At 70.4% G+C, this 23,448-nt stretch carries 29 protein-coding genes; 11 read left to right on the top strand and 18 right to left on the bottom strand.

The features are described from left to right. Positions 1 to 8: 8 nt before the first annotated feature. Positions 9 to 2,120 (bottom strand): ABC transporter substrate-binding protein, encoded by a 2,112-nt coding sequence (locus tag ABZV93_RS06940; protein ID WP_354931665.1) that lies wholly within the window; start codon positions 2,118 to 2,120, stop codon positions 9 to 11. A 204-nt stretch (positions 2,121 to 2,324) separates the two neighbouring features. On the opposite strand from ABZV93_RS06940, the gene ABZV93_RS06935 reads away from it, so the two are divergent. Continuing rightward, entirely contained in the window at positions 2,325 to 3,140 is an 816-nt protein-coding gene (locus ABZV93_RS06935; RefSeq protein ID WP_354931662.1) for an AraC family transcriptional regulator, read from the top strand. 96 nt (positions 3,141 to 3,236) lie between these two features. On the opposite strand, the gene ABZV93_RS06930 is transcribed toward ABZV93_RS06935, so the two are convergent. From ABZV93_RS06930 to ABZV93_RS06920, 3 genes are read right to left on the bottom strand one after another with little or no spacing between them, the layout of a single operon-like run. Beyond that, positions 3,237 to 3,428, bottom strand: coding sequence for a hypothetical protein (locus ABZV93_RS06930; protein WP_354931659.1), 192 nt, complete (start codon positions 3,426 to 3,428; stop codon positions 3,237 to 3,239). After that, positions 3,425 to 3,595, bottom strand: a complete 171-nt coding sequence (locus ABZV93_RS06925; protein ID WP_354931656.1) for a hypothetical protein — start codon at positions 3,593 to 3,595, stop codon at positions 3,425 to 3,427. The genes ABZV93_RS06930 and ABZV93_RS06925 overlap by 4 nt, the downstream gene beginning before the upstream one ends. Positions 3,596 to 3,625: 30 nt before the next feature. Beyond that, complete coding sequence (locus ABZV93_RS06920; protein WP_354931653.1) at positions 3,626 to 4,498, bottom strand: Rho termination factor N-terminal domain-containing protein; 873 nt, start codon at positions 4,496 to 4,498, stop codon at positions 3,626 to 3,628. A gap of 346 nt (positions 4,499 to 4,844) precedes the next feature. Here ABZV93_RS06920 and ABZV93_RS06915 point away from each other — a divergent pair, with 346 nt between their 5' ends. Further along, positions 4,845 to 5,639, top strand: coding sequence for an SDR family oxidoreductase (locus tag ABZV93_RS06915; protein WP_354931650.1), 795 nt, complete (start codon positions 4,845 to 4,847; stop codon positions 5,637 to 5,639). Here ABZV93_RS06915 and ABZV93_RS06910 read toward each other — a convergent pair. Both ABZV93_RS06910 and ABZV93_RS06905 read right to left on the bottom strand, forming a co-directional pair. Continuing rightward, complete coding sequence (locus tag ABZV93_RS06910; RefSeq protein ID WP_354931647.1) at positions 5,615 to 6,448, bottom strand: N-acetyltransferase; 834 nt, start codon at positions 6,446 to 6,448, stop codon at positions 5,615 to 5,617. The two genes, ABZV93_RS06915 and ABZV93_RS06910, sit on opposite strands and share 25 nt — an antisense overlap. Further along, positions 6,448 to 7,068: an N-acetyltransferase gene (locus ABZV93_RS06905; protein WP_354931644.1), complete on the bottom strand. Its 621-nt coding sequence runs from the start codon at positions 7,066 to 7,068 to the stop codon at positions 6,448 to 6,450. Before ABZV93_RS06905 ends, ABZV93_RS06910 begins: the two co-directional genes overlap by 1 nt. A gap of 263 nt (positions 7,069 to 7,331) precedes the next feature. Here ABZV93_RS06905 and ABZV93_RS06900 point away from each other — a divergent pair, with 263 nt between their 5' ends. Further along, the gene (locus tag ABZV93_RS06900; RefSeq protein WP_354931641.1) at positions 7,332 to 7,703 is read left to right on the top strand and encodes a VOC family protein; all 372 of its coding nucleotides are present in this window, start codon (positions 7,332 to 7,334) and stop codon (positions 7,701 to 7,703) included. A 259-nt stretch (positions 7,704 to 7,962) separates the two neighbouring features. Further along, the gene (locus ABZV93_RS06895) at positions 7,963 to 9,258 is read left to right on the top strand and encodes an NAD(P)/FAD-dependent oxidoreductase (RefSeq protein ID WP_354931638.1); all 1,296 of its coding nucleotides are present in this window, start codon (positions 7,963 to 7,965) and stop codon (positions 9,256 to 9,258) included. Positions 9,259 to 9,534: 276 nt separating this feature from the next. Here ABZV93_RS06895 and ABZV93_RS06890 read toward each other — a convergent pair whose 3' ends face one another. The 4 genes from ABZV93_RS06890 to ABZV93_RS06875 all read right to left on the bottom strand — a co-directional run bounded on the left by ABZV93_RS06890 (position 9,535) and on the right by ABZV93_RS06875 (position 12,574). Beyond that, positions 9,535 to 9,840 (bottom strand): hypothetical protein, encoded by a 306-nt coding sequence (locus tag ABZV93_RS06890; protein ID WP_354931635.1) that lies wholly within the window; start codon positions 9,838 to 9,840, stop codon positions 9,535 to 9,537. Between the two features lie 75 nt (positions 9,841 to 9,915). Continuing rightward, a complete protein-coding gene (locus ABZV93_RS06885; protein ID WP_354931632.1) occupies positions 9,916 to 10,794 on the bottom strand; it encodes a hypothetical protein in 879 nt (292 codons plus the stop codon). 20 nt (positions 10,795 to 10,814) lie between these two features. Continuing rightward, entirely contained in the window at positions 10,815 to 11,360 is a 546-nt protein-coding gene (locus ABZV93_RS06880; RefSeq protein WP_354931629.1) for a DUF1990 domain-containing protein, read from the bottom strand. Beyond that, positions 11,357 to 12,574 carry a hypothetical protein gene (locus ABZV93_RS06875; protein WP_354931626.1) on the bottom strand — a complete coding sequence of 406 codons (1,218 nt, stop codon included), beginning with the start codon at positions 12,572 to 12,574 and terminating at the stop codon, positions 11,357 to 11,359. Before ABZV93_RS06875 ends, ABZV93_RS06880 begins: the two co-directional genes overlap by 4 nt. A gap of 52 nt (positions 12,575 to 12,626) precedes the next feature. Between ABZV93_RS06875 and ABZV93_RS06870 the strand changes: the two genes are divergently transcribed. After that, positions 12,627 to 13,517: an HNH endonuclease family protein gene (locus tag ABZV93_RS06870; protein WP_354931624.1), complete on the top strand. Its 891-nt coding sequence runs from the start codon at positions 12,627 to 12,629 to the stop codon at positions 13,515 to 13,517. A gap of 30 nt (positions 13,518 to 13,547) precedes the next feature. Here the strand turns inward: ABZV93_RS06870 and ABZV93_RS06865 are convergent, their stop codons facing one another. Next, a complete protein-coding gene (locus tag ABZV93_RS06865) occupies positions 13,548 to 13,937 on the bottom strand; it encodes a hypothetical protein (RefSeq protein ID WP_354931622.1) in 390 nt (129 codons plus the stop codon). Between the two features lie 374 nt (positions 13,938 to 14,311). Here ABZV93_RS06865 and ABZV93_RS06860 point away from each other — a divergent pair, with 374 nt between their 5' ends. Further along, positions 14,312 to 14,863: a hypothetical protein gene (locus tag ABZV93_RS06860; protein ID WP_354931619.1), complete on the top strand. Its 552-nt coding sequence runs from the start codon at positions 14,312 to 14,314 to the stop codon at positions 14,861 to 14,863. 170 nt (positions 14,864 to 15,033) lie between these two features. On the opposite strand, the gene ABZV93_RS06855 is transcribed toward ABZV93_RS06860, so the two are convergent. Then, positions 15,034 to 15,453, bottom strand: a complete 420-nt coding sequence (locus ABZV93_RS06855; protein ID WP_354931616.1) for a WhiB family transcriptional regulator — start codon at positions 15,451 to 15,453, stop codon at positions 15,034 to 15,036. A 733-nt stretch (positions 15,454 to 16,186) separates the two neighbouring features. Between ABZV93_RS06855 and ABZV93_RS06850 the strand changes: the two genes are divergently transcribed. Further along, positions 16,187 to 16,438, top strand: coding sequence for a hypothetical protein (locus ABZV93_RS06850; protein WP_354931613.1), 252 nt, complete (start codon positions 16,187 to 16,189; stop codon positions 16,436 to 16,438). A 35-nt stretch (positions 16,439 to 16,473) separates the two neighbouring features. Here the strand turns inward: ABZV93_RS06850 and ABZV93_RS06845 are convergent, their stop codons facing one another. Beyond that, positions 16,474 to 17,508 carry a phosphatase PAP2 family protein gene (locus ABZV93_RS06845; protein ID WP_354931610.1) on the bottom strand — a complete coding sequence of 345 codons (1,035 nt, stop codon included), beginning with the start codon at positions 17,506 to 17,508 and terminating at the stop codon, positions 16,474 to 16,476. A 123-nt stretch (positions 17,509 to 17,631) separates the two neighbouring features. Between ABZV93_RS06845 and ABZV93_RS06840 the strand changes: the two genes are divergently transcribed. Both ABZV93_RS06840 and ABZV93_RS06835 read left to right on the top strand, forming a co-directional pair. Continuing rightward, positions 17,632 to 18,828, top strand: a complete 1,197-nt coding sequence (locus ABZV93_RS06840) for an FAD-binding oxidoreductase (RefSeq protein ID WP_354931607.1) — start codon at positions 17,632 to 17,634, stop codon at positions 18,826 to 18,828. A 734-nt stretch (positions 18,829 to 19,562) separates the two neighbouring features. After that, a complete protein-coding gene (locus ABZV93_RS06835) occupies positions 19,563 to 19,883 on the top strand; it encodes a rhodanese-like domain-containing protein (RefSeq protein WP_354931604.1) in 321 nt (106 codons plus the stop codon). Here the strand turns inward: ABZV93_RS06835 and ABZV93_RS06830 are convergent. After that, the gene (locus ABZV93_RS06830; protein WP_354931601.1) at positions 19,872 to 20,156 is read right to left on the bottom strand and encodes a hypothetical protein; all 285 of its coding nucleotides are present in this window, start codon (positions 20,154 to 20,156) and stop codon (positions 19,872 to 19,874) included. The genes ABZV93_RS06835 and ABZV93_RS06830 overlap by 12 nt on opposite strands. Beyond that, entirely contained in the window at positions 20,149 to 20,574 is a 426-nt protein-coding gene (locus ABZV93_RS06825; protein ID WP_354931598.1) for a DUF1622 domain-containing protein, read from the bottom strand. The genes ABZV93_RS06830 and ABZV93_RS06825 overlap by 8 nt, the downstream gene beginning before the upstream one ends. A gap of 166 nt (positions 20,575 to 20,740) precedes the next feature. On the opposite strand from ABZV93_RS06825, the gene ABZV93_RS06820 reads away from it, so the two are divergent. Beyond that, positions 20,741 to 21,844, top strand: coding sequence for a serine hydrolase domain-containing protein (locus ABZV93_RS06820; protein WP_354931595.1), 1,104 nt, complete (start codon positions 20,741 to 20,743; stop codon positions 21,842 to 21,844). 21 nt (positions 21,845 to 21,865) lie between these two features. Here the strand turns inward: ABZV93_RS06820 and ABZV93_RS06815 are convergent, their stop codons facing one another. The 3 genes from ABZV93_RS06815 to ABZV93_RS06805 form a co-directional block, all read right to left on the bottom strand. After that, positions 21,866 to 22,075, bottom strand: coding sequence for a hypothetical protein (locus tag ABZV93_RS06815; RefSeq protein WP_354931592.1), 210 nt, complete (start codon positions 22,073 to 22,075; stop codon positions 21,866 to 21,868). A gap of 240 nt (positions 22,076 to 22,315) precedes the next feature. Then, positions 22,316 to 23,047 (bottom strand): aspartate/glutamate racemase family protein, encoded by a 732-nt coding sequence (locus ABZV93_RS06810; RefSeq protein ID WP_354931589.1) that lies wholly within the window; start codon positions 23,045 to 23,047, stop codon positions 22,316 to 22,318. Further along, positions 23,047 to 23,235 (bottom strand): TetR family transcriptional regulator C-terminal domain-containing protein, encoded by a 189-nt coding sequence (locus tag ABZV93_RS06805; RefSeq protein WP_354931586.1) that lies wholly within the window; start codon positions 23,233 to 23,235, stop codon positions 23,047 to 23,049. Before ABZV93_RS06805 ends, ABZV93_RS06810 begins: the two co-directional genes overlap by 1 nt. Here ABZV93_RS06805 and ABZV93_RS06800 point away from each other — a divergent pair. Further along, complete coding sequence (locus ABZV93_RS06800) at positions 23,221 to 23,442, top strand: hypothetical protein (protein WP_354931583.1); 222 nt, start codon at positions 23,221 to 23,223, stop codon at positions 23,440 to 23,442. The two genes, ABZV93_RS06805 and ABZV93_RS06800, sit on opposite strands and share 15 nt — an antisense overlap. Positions 23,443 to 23,448 lie beyond the last annotated feature (6 nt).

The raw sequence follows: 23,448 nt of genomic DNA, 5'->3' as shown, positions 1-23,448 counted from the left end.
GTTTTGGTTCAGCTGTGCTTGTCCGGGTCACTCCAGAACCACGCCTCCGGGTCATAGATCGCCGGAACCGGAATGTCCCAGGTGTTGATCTGTCCACCCAGGAAGAGATTCTCCTGCCGCGGTACGTTCTGCAGTTCCTTGTGGACCAGGATCACCTGCGGATAGTCGGCGACCACGCCCAGGAAGAACGGTCCGTCCTTGACGTGCACTCGGCACAGGTCCCACAGCAGCCGGTTGCGGCGCATCGGGTCGGTCTCGAGCCGCGCCTGGTCGTAGAGGTTCCACAGGCGTTCGATCGGGCTGCCCTTCTCCGGCAGGACCCACGGCGGGTGTCGTTTCCACGGACTGATGTCGCGTTCCTTGCGCAGCGCCGCCGGGTCGCCACTGCGCATGATGTACGCCTGCCCGTGCAACGGCGCCCAGGTGTCGGGGATCGTGGGGATCACCCAGGACGGCCAGCTCAGGATGCCGCCGCCGCCGATCTCCCAGGCGGTGTTGCTCATCAGTTCGCCGCGGTTCCACATGTCCGACCACGCGGTGGGAGGCACCGGGTTGATCTCGGTACGGATTCCGATCGCGTTCCAGTCCTTGCGAAGGAAGTCGTTCTTGCGGATGTTCGCCTTCGCGGTGTCGGCGGGGTAGTCCAGGCGCACGACGAGTTTGCTGCCGTCGGGCTTCTCGCGATATCCGTCACCGTCCTTGTCGACCACGCCGAGCCGGTCCAGGATCGCCTCGGCCTTCTTCGGGTCGTACGCCACGTAGGAGTCCCGCCAGGTGTGGTACAGCTTCTTGCTCTCCGCGTTCACCTGGAACTCCGGCGCCTTCGGGCTCAGCGTGCCGGTGGTCAGCTCACCGGTGTTGTAGTACAGCGCCTTGCGTACGTCCGCACGGTTGTAGGCGTGGGAGAGCGCCTGGCGAAACTCGGGCTTGCGGATGAGCTCGCGCATCGCGTCGTCGGGGTAGTCGTAGTTGAAGAAGAACATCGAGCCGCTGCCCGAGCCACTGCCCCAGAACCACACCTGCACGCCGGTACGCGGTGCCGCCTGTTTGAGCGCGTCCACGTCGGCGAGGTCGATGTTCGTGTGCTGCCCCTCGGCGAAGTCCGCCTTGCCCTGCGTGTACTGAAGTTTCATCACCTCCTCGTCCTTCACCGCGGTCCAGACCATCCTGTCCATGAACGGCAACTGGTTACCGGCCTGGTCCACGCACCAGTAGTAGGGGTTGCGTTTCCAGACGGCGTTGCGTCCTTCGTGGTAGGTCGACAGGTGCCAGCCCGTCGTCACCGGGCAGTCGGGGTTCGACAGGTGGTTGGCCTTGTTGTCGTGTTCGACGTACCAGTCCTTGGCGGTGACCTTCGGGTTGTACTTGGGGTGAAACTGACGGAGGTAGTGGCGTGGAAGCAGCCAGTCGGCGCCGACACTTCGGTTCACCGTGTCCGCCAGCCGGTCGGGAGTGAGCGCGGCCGGACTGTCGAACTCCAGGACCAGGGTGAGGTCGTCCGGGGCGGTGATCTTCGCTACCGTCCCCTTGCCGGACACCGCCTCCTCGGGCGGCACCTCCGGGTGCTCTGTGTTGAGGACCGTGTCCTCCCACCAGTACATGATGTCCGCGGTGGTGAAGGGGGCGCCGTCGGACCAGCGCAGACCCTTGCGGAAGTGGAACGTCCACCGGGTGAAGTCGTCGTTGGACTCCCAGCTCTGCGCCAGTCCGGGCGCGACGTCCATTCCGTCGTTGACCCAGCGCACGATCGAGTGGCCGTACATGTACTGGCCGATCGACGCGTCGTTCGCGCTGGAGGCGGTGAGATAGCAGGTCCCGCCGTACCTGCCCGGGTGTTGCCAGCGGTGCGGAATGACGTACGGTGATTCGGGGATGCGCTTGTCCAGCGACGGGAGCGTGCCGGCCTTCACCCGCGCGGCCAGCGCGGGCGCCTCCCGCAGCCTGTCCGGAACCGGCAACGGCTTGGTGACCGAGCCCTTGGCGTTGCTGCGCTTCGGCGCCTTGGTGGGTGCGCCGCCGGCCTGGTCGCTCGCCTGACACGCCGCCAACGTCACCGTGGCCGCTCCGGCCGCGGACGCCTTGAGGAAGCCGCGTCTGCTCAGGCTGGTACTCGGATCCATGGTCGCTCCCGATCTGCTGGCGGCTCACCTACGGGCGTACGGGCGGTTGGGACTTTCGTGACCGGCGTCGAGTGCGAGTCTGCTCCGGAGCGACCTGGGAGGACATGGACAAACCGATCACCTTCGTGGACTTTCGTGCAGCGGGTCGGCCGAACGTGCGACAGTGCAGGACCGGCGGAGGCGCAGAGTCCACGGAGGGGTGCAGTGGTCCAGGGATGGTCGCGTTACCTCACACCAACCCCGGTGCAGCGCCGACTCGGCCTGGCGTGCCTGGGAGCCGGACACAAGCGGGAACTGGACCCGTGCCCACCTCGCGTCCTGCGTTCACACGCCGCCGTGCTCGTGGTCGAGGGAGAGGGCTGGCTGGAGTGGGGTGAGCGGGGCCGCCGGGTGACGATCGCCGCGCCCAGCCTGTTCTGGTTGTTTCCGGGCGTGCACCACTCCTACGGCCCGGACCGACCGGGCTGGCAGGAGGTCTGGACGCTGTTCGAGGGGCCGACGGTCGACGCGTACGAGGAACTCGGCTACCTCTCCCGGACCGAACCCGTGGTTCAGCTCACCGACCCGTTCCCCGCGCGCGCGGCGATGGACCGGCTGCTCTCTGCGTGTGGAGGGGAGTACGCCGGTGCCGAGGTGGAGGCCGCACACGCGGTGCATGCGCTGATCCTCGGCGTTCAGGACCGGCGAGACCGACCCGACGATCTGGTGCTGGCAGCGCTGCGAGAGAACGCGTGCCGGCCGTGGTCGGTCGCCGAGCACGCCCGCCGGGCGGGACTGTCGGTGAGTGCACTGCGCCGGGTGGTTCGCCGAGACGGCGGATGCTCACCGAAGGAGTACCTGCTGCGGATTCGGCTCAACCGCGCCAAGGAGCTACTGGCGGAGTCCGACCTCACCGTCGCAGAGATCGGCCGCCGGGTCGGTCACGACGATCCGGCGTACTTCTCGCGGATGTTCACCCGGCGGACCGGTATGGCGCCTCGGGAGTTCCGGGCACAGGAGCAGCGACCGCGCACGTCCTGACCGCTACCCGGAAGCCGTTACCGGGAGGCCGTTACGCGGTGGAGGGTCACGGTGCTCTGGATCTGCGCCTCGACCAGTACGCCGGAACCGTACCCGCTATCCGGTTCGGGTACGACGCGGACGCTTCTGTCGACTCTGCTCCGCCACCCGCGTCGCCTGCCGCTCCTGGACCTCCCGCGCCACTCGCTGAACGCGTTCGACGATCTGGGCATAGCGTTCGCGCCCCGCCTTCGCTCCGAGCACGTAGCCGGCGGCGAAGACCGCGACAGTTCTCAGTCTCAGCCTCACGCCTTCTTCTTCCGGAGGGATGAGATGGCCGAGCTCACCGCCGTCACACCGACAGCCGCGCCCACCGCGATCAGTCCGCCGCGAAGGGTTCGCTTGTCCGACGCGGTCGCCTTCGCCTTCGCGACCACCGGCTCCTTCACCTGCTCCCACTTGCTCTTACGATGCAACAGCTTCATCATCGTCCCCCCACCGAGATGTCAGGCCGCCTTACGGGCCGCCCGTCGTACCGCACGCAGCAACTGCTGTTTGTTCATCGAGCTTCGGGTCTCCACACCGAGCGCGCCGGCCAGGTCGGTGAGCTCGGCCTTGGTCATCGTCCGTAGGTCCTGCTCGGTGCGTCCCGAACTCAGCCGCCGAGCCACCTTCGCACCCGATCCGGCCACCTTCTTCTGCACCGCCGTCGCTTCGGCCGCCCGGCGTTCCTTCGGCGCCGTCTGGCGCCGCACCTCACCGGCCGCCAGTTCCTCCGCGTTCCCGCGCGCTGCCTCGGCCGCTGCCTGCGCGGCCTCGGCGGCCTCGTCCGCGAGCTGGCGGGCCTGCGCCAGGCGCGCGGTGGCCTCCGCGATCTTCTCCTGCGCGCGCCGCTGCGCGGCGTCGGCCCTGGCCCGGCTCTTGTCGAGCTCGTCCTCGAAGTGCTCACCGACCTTGTGGACCACCGCGTCCGCGTCGGCCTCTGCGCGTTCGCGCTCACCCTCGACCAGGGCGTCGGCACGTTCACGTGCCTGCTCCACCCGGCGGCGCACTGCCTCGGCCCCTTCGCTCTTCGCATCCCGGACGCGGGCCCGGCCCTCTTCGGTCGTCCTGCGTACGGCGTCGGCGAGTTCCTTGGCGTGACTTGCCTCGGCGAGTGCCTCCTGCTCGGCCCGGTGAGCCTTCTCGCTCGCCGACTGCGCGCGCTTGAGCCGGGACTCCAGCGAGTCCCCTGTCAACGACAGCTTGCCCCGCGCGCCTGCGCGTTCCCGGCCCGTGGGGGCCCCGTCACCGTCCGCGGATCCGTCCGACGGATGGATCGCCTGCGACACCACCCACGAGACGTTCGACGGCAGCTCCCTGACCCCGGTGGCCGCCATTTCCGACAGCCAGTGGACTGCCCCAGTTCGCGCCATCTCTCCCCCACGCGTTCGCACACCCCCCGGTTCCGTTCAGGGTACCCAGCGATTGTCCGACGTTCTTCCGGCTTGGCCTTCCGCGTGGCGGCCAGGTGTGTTGTCAACCGTCCCTTGCGGCCCCTTTCCAGTACGTATCCGTCCGCTTCCGGCACGAGTGAGGTCGAGCCCTTGCAGGCTCCGGGCGAGGAACTGGCTGATCTCCCGTTCGCGCAGGAATAGGCTTTCGAGCGTCGGCGGCACAAAGTCACGGATGGTTCGTCCCCTCACCGCGGGCGCATCCCGCTGAACCTCGACGAGGAGAAACATCGTGCAGATCGACCTGACCGGTCGCACCGCCCTGGTCACCGGCTCCACCCAGGGCATCGGATACGCCATCGCGGTCGGCCTCGCCCGCGCCGGAGCCCGGGTCGCCGTCAACGGTCGAAGCCCCGATCGCGTCGCGGACGCGGTGGACCGGGTGCAGGCTGACTCCGGCAGCGACGACATCATCGCCGCGGCGGGCGACCTGGCGACCGAGGAAGGCGCCGCGGCCGTACTGAAGGCCGTGCCCACGCTCGACATCCTGGTCAACAATCTCGGCATCTTCGGGTCGGCCGCCCCGCTGGAGATCGACGACGCCGAGTGGCGCCGCTACTTCGAGGTGAACGTCCTGTCCGCCGTCCGGCTCATCCGCGCCTGTCTACCCGGCATGACGAAACGCGGCTGGGGCCGCGTCCTCAACCTCGCCAGCGACTCGGCCGTGGTCATCCCCGCCGAGATGATCCACTACGGCATGACCAAGACCTCGCTGCTCGCCGTCAGCCGCGGCTTCGCCAAGGAGGCGGCCGGCACGGGCGTGACCGTCAACTCCGTCGTCGCCGGCCCGACGCACACCGAAGGCGTGGAGGACTTCGTCCGCGAACTGGTCGGCAACGAGCAGCCCTGGGACGAGGCACAGCGCGAGTTCATGACCAAGTACCGGCCGCAGTCCCTGATCCAGCGCCTCATCGAGCCCGAGGAGATCGCCCACATGGTCGTCTACCTTGCCTCGCCCTACGCGTCCGCGACCACCGGCGGGGCCCTGCGGGTCGACGGGGGTTACGTCGACTCGATCCTGCCCTGAGCCTCCCGCAAACCTCCGGCCATCGGCCGTACGACATGCCGAACCCACACGTTCGGCTCCACGTACACGGCGTGACCGCCGTCGAGATCACAGTGCACCGGGGCCAGTGCGCCCGGCACGTCGACGTCGCCGGTCCGGTCGAAGGGCAACCCGGTCCACTCCCGCCACTGCCGCAGCGATCCGTGCACCACCCACGAGGCGGGCGCGACACCGACGATCTCCCCTCCGGCCCGCACGTGTGTGCGCAGCCACGGGTCGTACGGCAGACCGTCGGGACGCAGGCGGGCGGCGTAGGCCCTCATCGGCGTGCGGGGTTCCCGGTCCTTCCAGGTCGGCCGCACCGGCGCCACGAGCTGGGCGAGCCCCGCATCACGAACGGCCGTCCGCAGCGCCTGCAGCATCAGCCGGGAAACTCCCTGTCCGCGAAGGGTTCTCGCCACACTGATGTCCAGCGCGCAGGCCGAGTCGGGTGCGGCATCGGTGTCGGCGGCGTCGTGGAACGCCCACACCAGCGCCTTTTCCCAGCCTCCGTCCGGCAGCGTCTCCCGGCCATTGCCGCCGAGTACCAACGGGACCGCCACGCCGTACGCGACGGCTCGTCGCCCTTCGGTCGCCACGACGCAGGTGTGCCGGAAATCCTCACCGGCCCGCCAGTAGTACGCGTCGGCCACGTGGTTGTGCCGCATGAACGCGGGCCACCAGCCGGTGTCGTGGTTCGGGTGGGCGAACTCCGGCCGCTCGGCGACCGTGCTGATCTCGATCGTCGCCCCCGACGCGAGAGTTCGGGTCACCAGCGTGCGCGGCGTCATCACAGCGCCCGGACGTACTGGCGGCACACGTACACGCGGGGAAATCTCGCACGTACGGAGGTCTCGAGTTCGCGCGGTGCCTGGCAGAACGCGGTGAACGGACCGGTCAGCCCTTCCGGGCAGGTGAAACCCTCGCCGTCGTCGGAGGCGTCCTTGTAGACGTGCAGATAGCTGAACCGTTCGGTGAACCCCGACCGGCGGTACCACCGGTTGGCCGCGACGTCCTCGCGCGTCCAGGCGTCGACTTCCCGAACGCCGTGCGGACGAAGGTCGTCGATCACACCGGCGAGAAGCGCGCCGGCGACACCGCGCCGCTGGTGGTCGGGATGGACGGCAAGCACCTCGATGGTCGCTCGTGGCGGTGAGATCGTGGCGTCCATCAGGCCGACGACCTCGGTGCCGGCTACCCCGGTGCCGGTGCCGGTGCCGGTGCCGGTGCCGGTGCCGGTGCCGGTGCCGGCGACGGCGACCCGGCGCAGTGCGGGCGGGCCGTAGGACGGCCGCCGGGTCACCACGTCGTCGTAGTAGTCGGTCGGGAAGAAGCTGAGCAGGCGGCACCGCAACCAACTGGCGGCGTCGGAGTGGTCGCGGTAGTCACGGACGTGGAACGAAGCGGGCATGTGGGGATCCTGTCCGGCTGCGTCGGAACGAGGCATGGTCAGGTCCGCCGCCGACCGGATCGCCCGGAGAAAGGGCAGCAGTCACGGCGCGGACCACGGGTGAGACCGAACCCATCGCGAGCGCATCACCCGCATGGTGCCGAGCGGCGCGTGCAGGTGGCAAAGGGATTTCCGATCACGGTCACGCCGTCTAGATTCGAAAGCCGGTACTCGCCACGTCCCGGCCAGGGCCTGGCAGGAGGAGCCCCACAGGAGGAGAGCAGATGAGCATCCAGCTCAACCACATCATCGTTCCCGCCCACGACAAGCGCGCGTCCGCCGAGTTCCTCGGCTCGATCCTCGGTGTCCCGGTGGGTGAGGACAGCGACCCGTTCGTCCCCCTGACCGTCAGCAACGGCGTGACCCTCGACTACGCGAACGCCTCGGACTTCCAGCACATGCACTGCGCGTTCCTGGTCGAGGAGGACGAGTTCGACGCCGCGTTCGAGCGGATCCAGAAGGCGGGCCTCACCTACTACGCCGACCCGGGTCACCGGCAGGAGGGCGAGATCAACCACCGCTGGGGCGGACGGGGCGTCTACTTCGACGACCCCAACGGGCACAACATGGAGATCCTCACCCGCGTCCCCGACTGACGGACCCGGAAGCGACACACCCGAAGAACCCCCGTCCACCGTCGATCGGCAGGTGCGGTGAGCGGGCGAGGCGAAACCCGCGGGATGTGAAGTACGCGGGTGGGCTGCCGGCCAGGTCACGGCAGCCCACCCGCATCCGTGGGGCCCCGTTCACTCGCTGGTGCCGGGCCTACCCGACGTGCGGGCACCTATTCGAAACAACCTCGGTGGTGCCGTAGGGTCGCAGGCACGGCAGGTAGTCGACCCTGAGGGAGCCGAGATGACGGAACCGAACCGCCGCCCGCGGATTGTCGTGGTGGGCGCGGGATTCGCCGGTTTCCACGCGGCCAGAGAGCTGGAGCGCCTCGCTCGCGGCCGGGCCGAGATCGTCGTGATCAACCCCACCGACTACTTCCTCTACCTCCCGCTGCTACCGGAGGTCGCCTCGGGCGTCCTCGACCCCCGTCAGGTGTCGGTGCCGCTGTCCCGGACGCTGCGGGACGCTTGCCTCACACTGGGCACCGTCGACGGCGTCGATCTGGACACTCGTACGGTCAGTTACGTCGACCCCGAGGAAGGCCGGCACGAGATCACCTACGACCGGTTGGTTCTGGCGCCGGGCAGTGTCAACAAGCTCTTGCCCATCCCCGGTGTGAACGAGTACGCACACGGTTTCCGGAGCGTCGGCGAGGCGCTCTATCTTCGCGACCACCTGATCGGGCAGATCGAGCTCGCCAGTGCCTGCAACGACTCCGCCGAACGCGAGGCGCGGTGCACCTTCGTCGTCGTCGGCGCGGGATACACCGGCACCGAGGTCGCCGCCCAGGGACAGCTGCTGACCAAGCAGGTCGCCGGCACGAAGAACGGCGTGGACGAAAGTCAGGTGCGCTGGCTGCTGGTCGACGTCGCCGACCGCCTGCTGCCGGGGCTGGATCCGCGCCTGGCCGCCACCACCGAGCGCACTCTTCGCAAGCGTGGCGTGGAAGTGCGTACGGGCACGTCGGTGGAGAAGGCGACCGCCGACGGTGTGCAGTTGTCCGACGGCGAGTTCGTGCCCACGAAGACCCTCGTGTGGTGTGTCGGCGTACGCCCCGACCCGCTCATCGAGAGCCTCGGCGAACCCACCGAGAAGGGCCGCCTGGTGGTGGACGAGTACCTCAGTGTCCCGGGCCGGCCGGAGGTCTTCGCCTGTGGAGACTCCGCCGCCGTTCCCGACCTGACCAGGCCCGGGCAGGTCACCGCGATGACCGCCCAGCACGCCGAACGCCAGGGCAAGGCGGTCGCCCGCAACGTCGCCGCATCCTTCGGCGACGGGCGCCCGAAGCCGTACAAGCACCACGACCTCGGCTTCGTCGTCGACCTCGGCGGGCTGTCCGCGGCCGCCAACCCGCTGGGCGTCGCGCTCGCCGGGGCACCTGCCGCGGCCGTGACGAAGGGCTACCACCTGCTGAGCGTTCCGGCCAACCGCATCCGCATCGCGACCGACTGGGCGCTCGACGCGCTGTTGCGCCGGCAGGTCGTCAAGCTCGGGCTGGTCGCTCCGAGTGCGGTTCCGCTGGAGTCCGACCAGCAGTGACCCGAGGGGCTTACGCCCTGTCGGCTTGAGGATCGGCAGGATCAGCACGTCGGCGTACAGGAAGGCGATCACGCCGCCGACGCGCGATCGCCGCGGTGAAGCCGGGCGATGGTGGACCTGCGCACCACCGTCTGGACCACCTGTTACCCCGTCGGTCACGCCTGGTCGGACGGCGCGAACCGCAGCAGCGCACCCATGAGCTCCGACGCACCCGCGCCGACGCGATCGTCCGCCGGGACGCCTCAGGTGCGGTGCCGTTGTCGGGCTCCTCCTCGGTCAGCAGGAGGGTGTCAACCGCGCCCTGACGCAGGGCCTGCAGGACGTCCGTCGCACCTTCCACACCGGTGCTGCGCTCTCGACCAGCCGGACGATGTTGTCGGCCACCAGCCTGGCGTTGCGGTCGGCCGTCTCCTTCACGGAGTTCTGCATCCGCCGGTTGGACAACGCGCCGCCGCGCACCTTGTGCAGCGGGCGCTGCTCACCGCGTACCTCGGCGTGCCCCTCGCCACCGTGGCCGCCCGCGCCGTGCCCACTGGCCGGTGCGCCACGGACCACGAAGTCGGCTCCGGAGCTGTCCACCACGACGACGCCGTAGCGCCGGGTGTCGGCGTTCGCGCGTACGTAGGCCGCGAGGTGCGGCAGCCGCGCCCACGACGTTCAGCCGAACGCGGCCACCGGGTTGTCGACCATCAGGGTCCGCCACCACGGCTCCTCCAGCGCGGGCAGGAGTTCGTCGTAGACGAACGTGTAGCCGAGGAACTCCCCTCCACCCGGCTCCTCGGCGTGCCACCACCCGCTGTCGTTGGCCACCAGGGTGCGGCCGAGCAGTCCGGCGGCGGCCATGCGCTCGACGCAGCTGCGTTGCGACTGCGTGTCACCCGGACGCAGGCCGTCGAACTCCACCCACGCCCCGGCGCGGGCCACCTGTTCGTGGATGTCGCCGTCCGGCTCGGCCTGCGCGTGCACCCAGACGAACTGCTCCGGGGACACGCCCACGTCGGCGAAGATGTCGAGCTGTTCCAGCGCGGCCACTCCCGCCGTGGTGTGGGACGCGACCGTCAGCCCGGTCTCCCGGGCGGTCAGCGCGGCCGCGCGGACGAGCTTGCGGTCCAGGTCCTCCAGAGCGCCGTCGCGGACCGCCGTCTTGACGAATGCCGGACGTACGCCGGAGCTGCCGGCGATGCCGTGGGTGTACTCGTCGACGAACCGCCGCGCCAACTGCTCGGCGGAAAGCTCGTGGGCGTAAGGGGGTACGCCGACCCGCTCCGCGGCGCCGTAGATGCCGGTGTTGGTGGCGATCTCGACGCCGGTCGCGTCGGCGAGCCGGGCGAGGAGGACCGGATCGCGGCCGAGACCCTGCGGCGTGCACTCCAGCAGCCGCCGGCAGCCGAGGGCGTACACCTCGTCCAGCTTCGGCTTCGCCACGGCGAACACCTCGTCGGGATCGTAGGCGTGCGCGTCGGCCACCCCGCTGAAGTCGACCAGGACGTGCTCGTGCACGAGAACACTGTCGGGAACCACTGCCGGCGTCGTCATGGTGCGAACCGTAGTGCAGGTCAGGGTTGCGCGAGCGCCGCCGCGGCCCTGAGGTAACGGCCGACGAACAGGTCCTGCGTCCGCCGGGCGAACGGACCCCCCACGCGGGTGAGCAGGTTGCCCGGGCGGGAGAACGCCGTCACGGTGAACGTCACGGTGCCGTCGGTCTCGCGGGCGACCACGAAGCTCTCCTCGCCCTGCTCGGGGTGGCCGGGCAGGGTGCCGTACGCGAAGCCACGCCGGTCGGGCTCGTCGAGGAGGTGAACCACCCGGCACGGCGCCACGACTCCCCACCTGCCCACGCCCACGACGACCACCACGACCGCGCCGGGCGTGGCCCTCGGCTGGTCGGCGTACACACCGAGTCCCGCGCGGCGATGGACTTCCCAGCCCAGCAGGGCGTTCGTGCAGCTGTCGAAGGAACCCTGCCCTTGGCCTACCCGGACCGAACGGGTGACCAGGCCGTAGCCGGGCGGAGACTCACCGGCGGTCGCACCGACCTCGGGATAGGTGAACGGCGCGGCGGCGAGGTCGCCCAGCGGTGGTACGCGAAGAAGGACCGTCACGCCAGCGCCTCCCCGCGTACCGACAGCGGACTCGTCTTCTCGGCGTAGGCAGGCGGTGCCGGGTCCAGCCACCGCACGAACCGCGGCTTCACCATGAACGCGAAGAGGTGGTTGCCCGCCGGCGTGTAGTGCCCGTTGTAGAAACGGTCGCGGTACTCCCGCGGGGACAGCGAGAAGGCCTGGTAGTCGGCGACGTGGGCGGCCAGCGAGTCGACGTACTCGATGCCGAGGTCGTCGAGGTAATGGACGAACTCCTCGTCCGGCCGGGGCTTTCCGGCGCAGGCGTCCGCGACGGTGCCGCCCGGGTAGCTGAGCAGCACCAGCAGTCGCTTGCCCTGCTCGGCAAGCTCGCGCCTGGTGCGTTCGACCAGCATCGCCGAGGCACGGAACGCACATCGGTCGTAGAACGCCTCGGCCGAGTGCGCGCTCGCCTCGTCGCCGTCGAGGTCGAGGTCGAGGCCCAGCGCGGCGGCGGTCTCACGGTGGTCGGCGAGGAAGTCCCATCGTCCGGTGCGCCGGCCCACCAGCAGGTGGACCACCAGGTCCTCGCCGAAGGTCTCGACCAGGAAGTCCGGATCGCACAGGTCGTACAGCGACTCCGCCGTGGGGCACGGGTTCGGCCGGTCGACCAGTGCACCGGTGTGGTCGAAGCGCACGTGCTCCCACGGGTTGGCGTGGAACATGCTTGTGGGCAACGACTGGTAACGATCCCACCACTGCCGCCCGACCCGCAGCATGCGATAGGCGTCCAGGCTCCGGTAGTGGTCGTCCAGGTAGATGTTGAGGACGACGTGCTCGGCGCTCGCCGCACCGCCCTCCTCCCGACGCAGCCGGCGGCACGCCTGCAGGACGCCGTGCCCGCCGACGCCGAAGTTGCGCACGGGCTCACCGAGGTGGGCGGCGAGATACTCCTGCCAGGTCTCGCCGTCGCTGACCTGGTGGCACTGGGTGAAGCTGTCGCCGTAGGTGTTCACCCGGCACGGCCGGTCGGCGTAGGCGATGACGAGGCGTTCACCGAGCGCGCCGTAGCGGTAGGTGCTCACCGAGTCGTCCACGCCGTCGGGCACCCGGGAAGGATGGGGGAGGTAGCCGAGTTCGGCGTCGAACCTCGCCCACTTCGGCTGGTCGGGGTCGAGGAACCGGTCGACCTCCGCCCGGTCGACCACCGCCTCCGCCAGGAACGCGCGCACGTGGTCCCGGAAGTTCGCCGTCATTGCGTCCTCCTATGATCCTCGGCGGCAACCGTAGTCCACAGGATCGTGGTCGATGCGCGTGTACGAACAGTTGGGAAGTCAGGCCAGACCTGATCGGCGACGGCCGGGGTGGAGTGCACGGCTGCCGGCGCGCGCGGCCCGTGGGACCCGGACGGCCCGCGGCAAGGCGGCGGCCGTCGTCCTCCTCTGCGCCGTCGCGGTCGCGGCCTCGGCCTGCACCCTTGAGGTCGACGGAGTCCCGGTCGGCGAACCGACGGACCGGGCCACCGCCACGCCGTCGGTGTCCCCGACCTCCGCCCGGGTGTCCGGCGGCCGCGCCGTCGACCCGCTGGACAATCCCGACGGCACCAAACCGGGCCTCGCCCCGCTCACCTCGGCCGACGACCTCGGTGCGGCACGGCGGCTGATCGCTCGGGTGCGCACCGCCGGGCGCGGGCCGAAGACGGGGTACGACCGCGACCGGTTCGGCTCGGACTGGACCGACACCGCCGACGGCGTACCCCTTGCCCGCAACGGCTGCGACACCCGCAACGACATGCTGGCCCGGGACGGTCAGCACCTGCGCTACCGCAAAGGTTCGAACTGCGTCGTGATGGCCATGACGCTGGCGGATCCCTACACGGGCAGGGCGATCTCGTGGCGGAAGCAGGACGCGGCGGACGTGCAGATCGACCACGTCGTACCCCTGTCGTACGAGTGGCAGATGGGCGCGGCCCGCTGGAGCGAGCACCGGCGCGAACAGATCGCCAACGACCCGCTGAACCTCATGCCGGTCGACGGCGCGACCAACTCCGCCAAGCGCGACTCCGGCCCGGCGTCCTGGTTGCCACCGAACAAGCCGATCCGCTGTGCTTACGCGGTGCGGTTCGGGCAGGTGGCACTGAAGTACGACCTGCCCGTCACCAGCCCGGACAAGTCGATGATGCTCACCCAGTGCCGGTAAGGCGCCCTCGGGTGCGCCGCGCAGCCGGGCTCAGGCGGGGGTGAGCGGCTTTCCCGGGGTGGGCTTCCCCTGCGGCTCCTTCGCACTCTCCGGCTTGGCGGCGGGTCGTCCCTCGTCCTGCTTCTGGCCGGGCACCTGCTGCTGCTCACCGGCGGGCTGCTCGAACTGCTTGCGGTCGGCCCCCTTCTCCGCACCGGTCCTCTCGTCGGCAGCGGGCGTCGCCTCGGCGGACGGCTTCGCGGGGTCGCCCTGCTCCGGTCCGTCGGCTCTCCCCTGCTGAGTGCGGGCGTGTGCCACACCGCGTTCGAAGGCGGCACGCGCCTCCTCGGAGTCGTCCCACGTGTCGTGACCCTCGAACTCACTCGGCCCCCGGCCGAGACGTTCGTTGACCAACTGGTCGTACAGCGGGGTGTCGCTCATTGGTTCTCGCTCCTAGATCCCCGGACAGCCACCCTCCGTTGGCTGCCGTGTTCGGTCAGGTTAACGGCTTTTCGGGGTTGCCGCCCGTCGGCAACCCCTGCGCGGCGACCGCGATATGTACCGAATTCGTCGGCACACGAGGGCAACTCTGAGTGCCCGGCGAGCTACCTTGGGTGGAATTCGCACTTTCGCGCAGGTCCTGATTGAGCTTTTCTCACTTTTTTTGGATTGATCCGAATTCACGTCGTGACCAGCAATTTCGCTGTTCTGGAGACCCGTGCGGCGGCAGCGGAGATCGTCCGGCGGTTTGCGGTGACCCACCACTCCCGCAAAAGTGATCAGGCCCGATCAAGTCACGGAAGGACGAAAACCCGATGTCCCGACGATTCACCAGAGTGATCGCCTTCGTCGTCGCGTTGGCGACCCTTTCCTTCGTGGGGGTAGGCGCCGCCTCTGCCGCCACCGCACCGGACACGACCGCGACCACTGCCAGCACGTTGTCCGCCCCGGTCACCGGGAAGGCTGACGACGGAAGCACCTTCGACGGCACGTTCACCCCGACGAAGTTCGCCACCCAGAACGGCAAGCTGGTGGCGATCGGCGACCTCACCGGAAACCTCACCCGCGCCGACGGCAGCACCGCGGCCGTCGACAAGGCAGTCACCGTGCCGGTGAACACCGCCGCCTCGACGGGTAGCTGCCAGATCCTCGACCTGGTGCTCGGGCCGCTGGACCTCGACCTGCTCGGCCTGGTCGTTCACCTGGACACCGTGCACCTGAACATCACCGCCGACCAGGGCCCGGGCAACCTGCTGGGCAACCTGCTCTGCGCCGTCACCGGCCTGCTCGACAACACCGGTGGGCTGAACCTCGTTCTCGGTCAGATCGCCAGCCTGCTGAACCAGATCCTCGGGCTGCTGGGCTGACCCGACACACTCGGGACGTCTGAGACACCCAGAGCTCAAGCCACCGAGGTCAGACACGCGAACGCGCCCCCGCCGACTCGGCGGGGGCGCGTCGTGTGTCCGGAGCGGAACCTCGCCGGCCACGGCGCAACCCCGGCAAACACCCTGGCCACAGCGGGTACGGCGACAGGTCAGGCCGGTACCGACCTCGTGGACATCGTTGTGGCCGCGGACCTGGCGGCGGCCGCTTCGGCGGTGACGGACAGGTCCGCGGGGACCGCCCGGGCAGCGGGTCGACCCGCGGGTTCGGGGGCCGGCCTGCGACCTCGGCGAACCGCGAGCCTGGAGCCCTCGGTCGTTCCACCCCACACGCCGTACGCCTCCGGCAGTCCCATCGCGTGGTCGCGGCACTCCTCGCACACGGGGCAGGCGGCACAGAAGGACAGCGCCCGCGCCTCGCGTGCCCGGCGTGCGGGCAATTTCTCGCCCTCGGGCCCGTAGAACACCTCGGAAGGCTCGCCGGCGCAGGCGGCCGACCGGTGCCATTCCCACGTTCCGTCTGGTACGGGCCTGTTTCGGCCCCCGGGTTGAGCGGCTCGGCGCTCGGGCATGCAGACAACCTCTCGTTGCCGCGGCCCCCCGCCGCAGATGTGTTCACAAGATCGGTTCGGCGCTCCGACGTGCGGTCGGTCGGCCTTCCGTGATTGACAGCACTCTGTGCCAGTCAAGCAACGGAAACGGCCCCGTCGCACCGGTCGAACCAGGCCAGTTTCGGCGAGTCAGAGCCGCGGAAAGAAGGGCCGCCGGCGCAGGTGCCACGCTGCGAATGACGCAGTGCGCATATTCAGGGCCTCTCGGTAGGGACTCGCCCACTGTGAGCGGCAGACCCAGTGCCGGAGCCCGCAGGCGACAACCTTACGTAGTAAACCTTTCGACGCAAGTCCCCACTCTTGCGACCGGCACGGCACGCAGCGTGTGCGGTGTCGGCATTGGCAGGAATTCGGCGGCGGCACGAGGACGCAGCACTACTTCCGGACAGCACAGAATCGAAATGCGTACCCGATGCGTGTGACGACAAGCACTCGAAACACTGCATTCTCCGGCCGATTTCCTCGGACTTCTCCGGCCGCTTCCGGCACGCTCTCACCCGCGACCTGTCGCCAGAAGCGAACCATGCTTGTGATGCAGGGCCGAACGGGCGATATTCGCCGCGTTCGACGTCACTTCGATCGGTGTTCATCGGCATCACGTGCCCGGATTCGCCGGTCTGCGACAACCCTTCGATGCTGTTAGGCTCGCGCCGCAGCGCTGTCAGGGAGTCGAGAAAAAGGTCGGAGTCAACCGATGGACAACGTCCTGCAAGCGGTCTTGCAACTGACTCTTGGACTGGTCGGCATCGTCGGCGTGGTGCTCCTTCTGGACCGCATCGAGGACAACCTCGTCAACGGCGACCAGGGTGGGACCGCACGTGCGACGACGCGAGGCTGGTGGCGGAAGCTGAGACGTACCGGCGCGAAGGTTCCGGAAGCGGTGGCTCCGGCAACCGCCCCCGTGGCCGGCGCCGAAGGCCTCGACGTGACGACGCGCCAGCCCTAGTTTCCGGTCTGATCGCCAAGCAACCGCGGCAGTCCCTAGCTTCCGACCGCACCGGCCTCTCGTTCTGGCGAGGCCGCCCGGTCCGCTCGGTCCTCCTGCTCCACCTGGCCGGGATTGTCTGCCGCCGCCGGTTCCGCTTCCGGACCGACCCGCCCGGCGGGCACAGTCTGCTCGGCCGCCACGACAGGTTCGGCGAGCCGGGGCACCACCCGGTGCACCGTGGCGAGTACCACCGCCATCGCCAGGCAGGACGCTCCCCCCACTCCGATCGCACCTCCGGCGTAGGCCAGGACCAACCTGCTCCGCCCCACCTCGACCGGTGGGGTCAGCGAGCCCTGGTCGGCCAGCGCGACGAGCAGCACCGCACCCACCAGGGCGGCACCGCCCACCAGCGCCAGCCCGCCCACCATCCGAGGGTGCGGGTCGCTCGGCGCCCCCGTCGTCCGCGACCGCTGGGCCAGCACGAGCCCGGCCGCGACAACCGACGCCCAGGCGCCCACGATCAACAGCGCGGCAAGTGCGTCGCTCGGACGATGCCAGCCGGCAGACAGCGTGGCGATCCCGGTGAGCGTCGCGTAGCAGGCACCCAGCACCGCGACCGTCGCCCGCAGGCGCGCCGGCACGACCATGACGGCAGCGACCGCGACCGAGGCCGCGACGGTCATGTGCCCGCTCGGCAGGCTGTTCGGCGCGCCGATGTTGGTGCCGGGGATGCCCAGGTCCGGCCGGGAGATGACGTAGTCCTTGAGGATCTGCGTGGTCAGGTTGGCGCCGGCCACGAGCACCGTCGCCGCCACGGCGAGCAGGACCCGTCGCCGGGCGAGCGCGATGAACCCCAGCACGACCGTCGCCGCGACCAGTGACGCCAAGGAGACCGCGTCGAGGACGCCACTCACCAGCTGCTCAACCGAGGCCCGGCCGAACCTCGTGCCGCGCAGCACGGTCGCGTCCACGACCTGACCGTGCGGAGTTCGGACGAAGATCCACCAGACGAGGGCGAGCGCGGCGGTCTGCGCGACCGCCAGCGTCAACAGCCAGGTGGACAGCAAACCGCGTACCAGACTCCGCATCCGGTCACGGTAGTCGTAGTGCGCCGTCCGCGCTGGAGATCACAACCTGGCCGAGCCGCTAGCCTCGATGCCGGCAGGTCCGAGGGGTGGTCGGGCGACGAGGCCGAAGGGTGGCGAGGCCGGATGAACAGTCCTGACGCAGGTGGGCGGACGCCCGCCAGGCAACCCAGGGTTGCGGTCGTCGGGGCCGGGATCGTGGGCCTGAGTACGGCGTACGCGCTGACCGAGCTCGGTGTCCGGCCAGACGTCTTCGAGGTCGGCGTGCCCGGCAACGGGCAGTCGACCGGGCTGTCCCGGCTGTTCCGGCACTCCCACGAGGATCCGCGGCTGGTCGCGTGGGCGCGGGAAAGCCGTGCGGTGTGGCGTACGTGGCAGGAGCGGCTCGGGGTCGAGCTGGTGTCCGAGGACGGGGCGGTGAGCATCGGACCGGACGCCGAGGCACGGCTCGCGCTGTTGCGCCAGGCAGGTGTTCCCGCCCGGATGGTCGACGCGGGCGAGCTCGCGGACCTGCTGCCGCTGGCCCGGGGCCGCGCCGACACCTCGGCGCCGGCGATGCTGGACGAGACCGCCGGGGCGATCCGTACCCAGGCCGCGATCCGCGCGCTGGCCGCCGCCGTCGACGGGGAGATCGTGCACGACGACGTGCTGTCGGTGCACGCGGCCGAGCCCGGCCGAGGACCGTCCGGCCGGGCTCAGGTGCGGTCGGTGAGCCGGCGCGCCGACTACGACACGGTGGTGGTCTGCGCCGGCCGGGGCACGCCCGCCCTTGCTCGCGGGGCCGGGCTGAGCCTGCCGGTGGAGTTCGGGGCGCACGCCCGGGTGACCTTCGCGGTGCGCGGCGAGCCGCCGACGAGGCTGGCCTGCCTGCAGGACAGCAGCGGGGAGTTCACCGCGGGCAGTGTCTACGCGGCCGCCCTGCCCGGCAGTCGGGCGTACGCCCTGGGTATCAGCGGGCACGTGGCCGCACGTGCGGACGGCAGTGTGGTCGACCCCGACGGCCTGGCCGGACTCGCCGACGGCGCCACTGCCTACGTACGCGAGGCGCTGCCCGGGCTGGACCCCGACCCGGTGGGCCACGTGCACTGCTGGACGACCGAACTGCCCTGGAGCTCCGACGGCGTCGCCGTCTGGCAGGCCGGGCCCGGCGACGGCCGGAGCGGGCAGGTGCTGTTCGTGGCGGGCAACAACCTCTTCAAGCACGCTCCCGCCCTGGGGCGCGCCCTCGCCCGGGCCGCCGTGGGCGAGGAGCTGGCGGCGGACCTGCGCCCGGAAGCTCGGCTCGGACTCCCCGCCTCCTCCCGACCTCACCCCACGGCTTGAACACGGCCAGGACGAACGCGAAACCCAGCAGGAGAGGCGACACGATCGGCGGGTAGATCATGTCCCGCGGCGGCACGCCCGGATGTCCCGCCGCCAACTGCCGGCCGTACTCCGCCGCCTCGGCGACCGTGGGCCGCAGCGCGACCAGCACCAGGCCGGTGAGCACGATGTTCAGGACGAGCTTCACCGCCACCCACCAGTACCTCAGCAGGCCGTACTTCGTGCCGAGTCCGAGGACGATCCCGCTCGCCAGGCACACCAGGCCGGTCACCAGCAGCGGCCACACGGTGAACAGCCGCAGCGCCTGGTAGCACAGCGCGACGGTGCGGGGATCGTCGGAGAGCAGCGCGGTGAACACCACGACGGCCATCACCACGTCGATGCCGAGCCATGTCCCGGCGGCGGCGACGTGGACGAGCAACACGCCCTTGCGCGCCCGGCCGGACAGGGCGAGCGCCGGACCGGGCTGTCGGGGCACGCGGGCCAGGTCGGTGGCTGTCGTCAGCGGCATCCGGTCATCCTCACCCGGCGGGGCGGGCCGGATCGTCCGTCCGGGAGCCGATTCGCCTCTACGCCGATCCGCGTACGCCGGAACCCTGCCGTAGGCCGGAACCCTGGCCGTACGCCCCGGCCGCGGCGCGTGGACGGCGGCCGGGCGCGGACCCGGTTGGTAGGGTCGACGCGGCAGCCGGCGCCGCCGGACCCACCGCCGGACCCACCGTGAGGGGAACCAGATGGCCCACGAGGTCGAGATGTCCGAGTTCGTCCGCGCGCAGCAGGCGGGCCACCTCACGGTGGACGTCCGCGAGCCGGAGGAGTACACCACCGGGCACGTTCCCGGCGCCCGGCTGATCCCGCTCGGCACCCTCCCCCAGCACACCGCGAGCCTGCCGAAGGACCAGCCGATCTACGTGATCTGCGCGAGCGGGCACCGCAGTCTGGCCGGTGCCGACGTCCTCACCCGGGCCGGGCTGGAGGCGCACTCCGTCGCCGGCGGCACCCTCGGCTGGATGCGTGCGGGCAACCCCGTCGTGACCGGGGACTCACCGACCTGACCCGACCGGCTTCCGCGGTCCGGAGAAGGGGATCGAGAAGCCCGCGACGATGATCCTGCGGATGACGATCGTGGCCACCGCCAGCAGGATCGCCATCCAGGTGTGGGCGAGGGACAGCCGAAGCAGCCCCGCCGCCACCAGGAACTCCAGCAGCACCGACAGCGCCGTTCTGATCCCGGCGCCGAACACCAACGCGGCCGAGGCGGCCACCAGGCCGAAGACGACGAGGACGATGACCGCGCCGCGGATGATCTCCGCGTACGTGTCAGCCATCTCCGGCAGGTCCCGCACCGCCCTGGGCAGCGGGCCCCGGCCCGAGCCCGGGTCGCTGCGCCGCCTCGGCGAGCGCGGCGCGTTCTCGTTCGATCTCCTTGCCGAGGATGTAGTTCAGGCCGGTACGGATGGCCGCGATCGCCGCCAACTGGCCGATCTGGGCGAACGTCGGTGAGACGGCCGTACGCAACACGTCGCTGGCGAGCTGGAACTCCAGCCCCAGCGTGAGGTAGCGGCCCAGGAACAGCCGGACCGCGTTGAAGTCCTCCTCGCCGCGCCGGCGAAGCGCGGTCGCGACGAACCGGACGAACGCGAACGCCGCCCCGACGAAGATGATCAGGGCTCCCGCCGCCTCGACGAGCCGCACCAGGAGGCTGACGACCTCCCGGAGATACTCCTCCGACAGCAGATCGAGCATGTGCTGGGTGTTACCCGGACCGCTCGGCCCTCATCCGCCTGCGCCAGGTCCGTGCGCCCACTCCCGATGAGTTCTTCCGGAGCGGGAGGTCTGTACGAAGAAACGCCGGTCCCCCACCGCGGGCTCGGCGGAGGACGCTCCCGAGGAAGGCACCAGCGTGACACCAGTGGCCGACGTACAGCAGCGGGTCCAGCGAGCCGTCGACGAGGCGGTCCGGTCCGGCAAGGAACAGGGCGTGCAGGTCGCGGCGTACCTGCACGGCGAGCAGATCGTCGACGCGGTGGCCGGCCTGGCCGATCCCGCGACCGGCCGGCCGGTCACCTCCGAGACCGTCTTCTACGCATACTCCGCGGGCAAAGGCGCCACCGCGACCGTCGCGCACGTGCTCGCCGAGCAGGGCGTGCTCGACTACGACCTGCGGCTGGCCGACGTGTGGCCGGAGTTCGGCGCCCACGGCAAGGAGCGTGCGACCCTGCGCCACGTCCTCACCCACACGGTGGGGGTCCCGGCCGTCGCTGCCGACACCACACCCGAGGACGTGTGCGACTGGGACAGGATGTGCGCGCGGATCGCGTCCGCCGAGCCCTGGTGGGAGCCGGGCACGAAGACCGCCTACCACGCCTACACGTTCGGCTACCTCGTCGGCGAGGTCGTCCGCCGGGTCACCGGCAAACCGATCTCGCGGGTGCTGGCGGAGGAGGTGGCCGGGCCGCTCGGAGTGGCCGACGAGCTCTGCTTCGGTATGCCGGTGTCCGAGCACGGCCGGCTCGCGAGGCTCGAGGACGCCGAGGGCAGCGCGGAGTTCATGGACTCGCTGCCGGACGACTCGCCCTTCTTCGCGTTGTCCCCTCGCGGTCTGACACCGTCCGCGGAGTTCGGGAACCGCACCGACATCCTGGCCGCCGACATTCCGGCCGGCGCGAAGATGACCGCGCGCGCGATGGCGCGGACGTACGCCGCGCTGCTCGGCCCGGTCGACGGCGTGCGGCTGGTGTCGCCGGAGCGGCTGAAGGAGCTGTCCGCCGTGTCGTTCGTCGGCGACGACCAGGTGATGGGTATGCCCTCGCGGTGGGCGCTGGGCTACAGCCTCGGCCGGATCGGTGCGGACCCCGAGTCGACGTCCGGCACGTTCGGCATGGGTGGCGCGGGCGGCACCTACGCGTTCGGCGACACCTCGACCGGTCTGGCGTTCGCGCTCACCAAGAACCGCCTGACCTCCGACTTCGACACCGCCCAGCACATCGCCGCCCTCGTCGCCGACGCGGTGTAGACCGCCCGCGGGCGGGCGCCGTCATTTTCCGCGGCGTTCGCGGGCAAGTGCCAGAACCGCGCGTTCCCACTCCTCCGCGCACACGGTCAGCGCACAGTCGTACGGGCAACTCCAGGTCGGCACGTCGACCACCGACGTGGACGGTGAGGTCGGCCGGAGCGGTTCGCGGCACACCGGGCACACGTCGGTTCCCTGCGGCGTGGGCTCGGCGGGCACCGGTCCGGGGCTCATGCGGCCAGGATAGGCCGCCCACGGGAACCAGCCGTCAAGTCGGCCTTGCGCCCAGTGCTCCCTTCGCACGGCCGCCGTGTCGACGTCGGCGGGGTGGCCGTCGGGCTGGGCGACGTGGTCGATCGGCGCAGGCTCATCGCGGGGCACCTGGTGCTGGCCGCGGTGGGTGCGGCGCCGGCCGCGACGGCCACCGGCGGCCAGGGGCGAGGCGTCCGCTCCCTCCAAGGCGCCGGCCGCGTCTCACGCCCGGGCGACGAGCCCGTCGGCAGGCTGCGTGGAACCGTCGGACAGCGCGAGGTCCACGGCCGCCTCCACGTGAATGCGGGTGGAGTCGAACACCGGCACCGGGCTGTCGGACTCGTCCACCAGTAGCGTGATCTCGGTGCAGCCCAGGATCAGTGCCTGCGCACCCCGCTCGGCCAGTCCGGCCATCACCTTCTGGTACGCCACCCGCGAGGCCGGCTCGACTCTGTTCTGGGTCAGCTCCTCGTAGATGACGTCGTGCACGAGCGTCCGGTCGGGCTCGTCCGGCACGATCACCTCGATGCCGTGGGCTTGCATGCGGTCGCGGTAGAAGGGGTGCTCCATCGTGTAGCGGGTAGCCAGCAAGCCCACCTTGCGCAGCCCGGTGGCGTTGATCCGGTCGGCGGTGGCGTCCACGATGTGCAGGAACGGCACGCCGATCGCCGCGGTGATCCGGTCCGCCACGAGGTGCATCGTGTTCGTGCACAGCACCACGAGGTCCGCTCCCGCCCTCTCCAGGGCGACGGCCGCCTGCGCCAGCCGGGCGCCCGCGGCGTCCCACGCCCCGGCGCGTTGCATGGCCTCGATCTCGGCGAAGTCCACGGTGAGCAGCAGGCTGGGCGCGCAGTGGTGCCCGCCGAGGCGAGCTCGGGTCTCCTCGTTGAGGAGCCGGTAGTACTCCGCCGAGCTTTCCCAGCTCATGCCGCCGATCAGACCGATGGTGCGCATCAACGTCCCTTTCTCCGACTGGTGTCCAGGTTGACACAGCGGGCCAAGTGGTCGTCCACGATGCCGGTCGCGGTCTTCGCCGGCATGCCCGCGGGGTCGGTGGGCATGTGCAGCAACAGACCGTCCACCATCACCGTGGTCGCCGCCGCGGCGCGGGCGGGCACCAGGCCGACGTGGGCCTGACCCACGGCTGGACGACCTTCGCCTCCCCCGCGGACGCGTTGATCTCCGTGCTCTACCTGGTGCTCTTCTACACCGGGCCGGGGATGTTCAGGACCTACCTCACCCTGCGGACCGCGAACGCCTGGACGCACGTGTGGGCCTACCACGCGATCGCGCCGCACACGCTGGTGGACACCCCGATGTTCGTGCGGATCTTCGGCATCCGCGGCTGACCGGAG

It is taken from the genome of Actinopolymorpha sp. NPDC004070 (assembly GCF_040610475.1).
In the GTDB taxonomy this organism is placed as follows: Bacteria; Actinomycetota; Actinomycetes; order Propionibacteriales; family Actinopolymorphaceae; genus Actinopolymorpha.
This window is presented reverse-complemented; position numbering and strand designations above follow the sequence as displayed.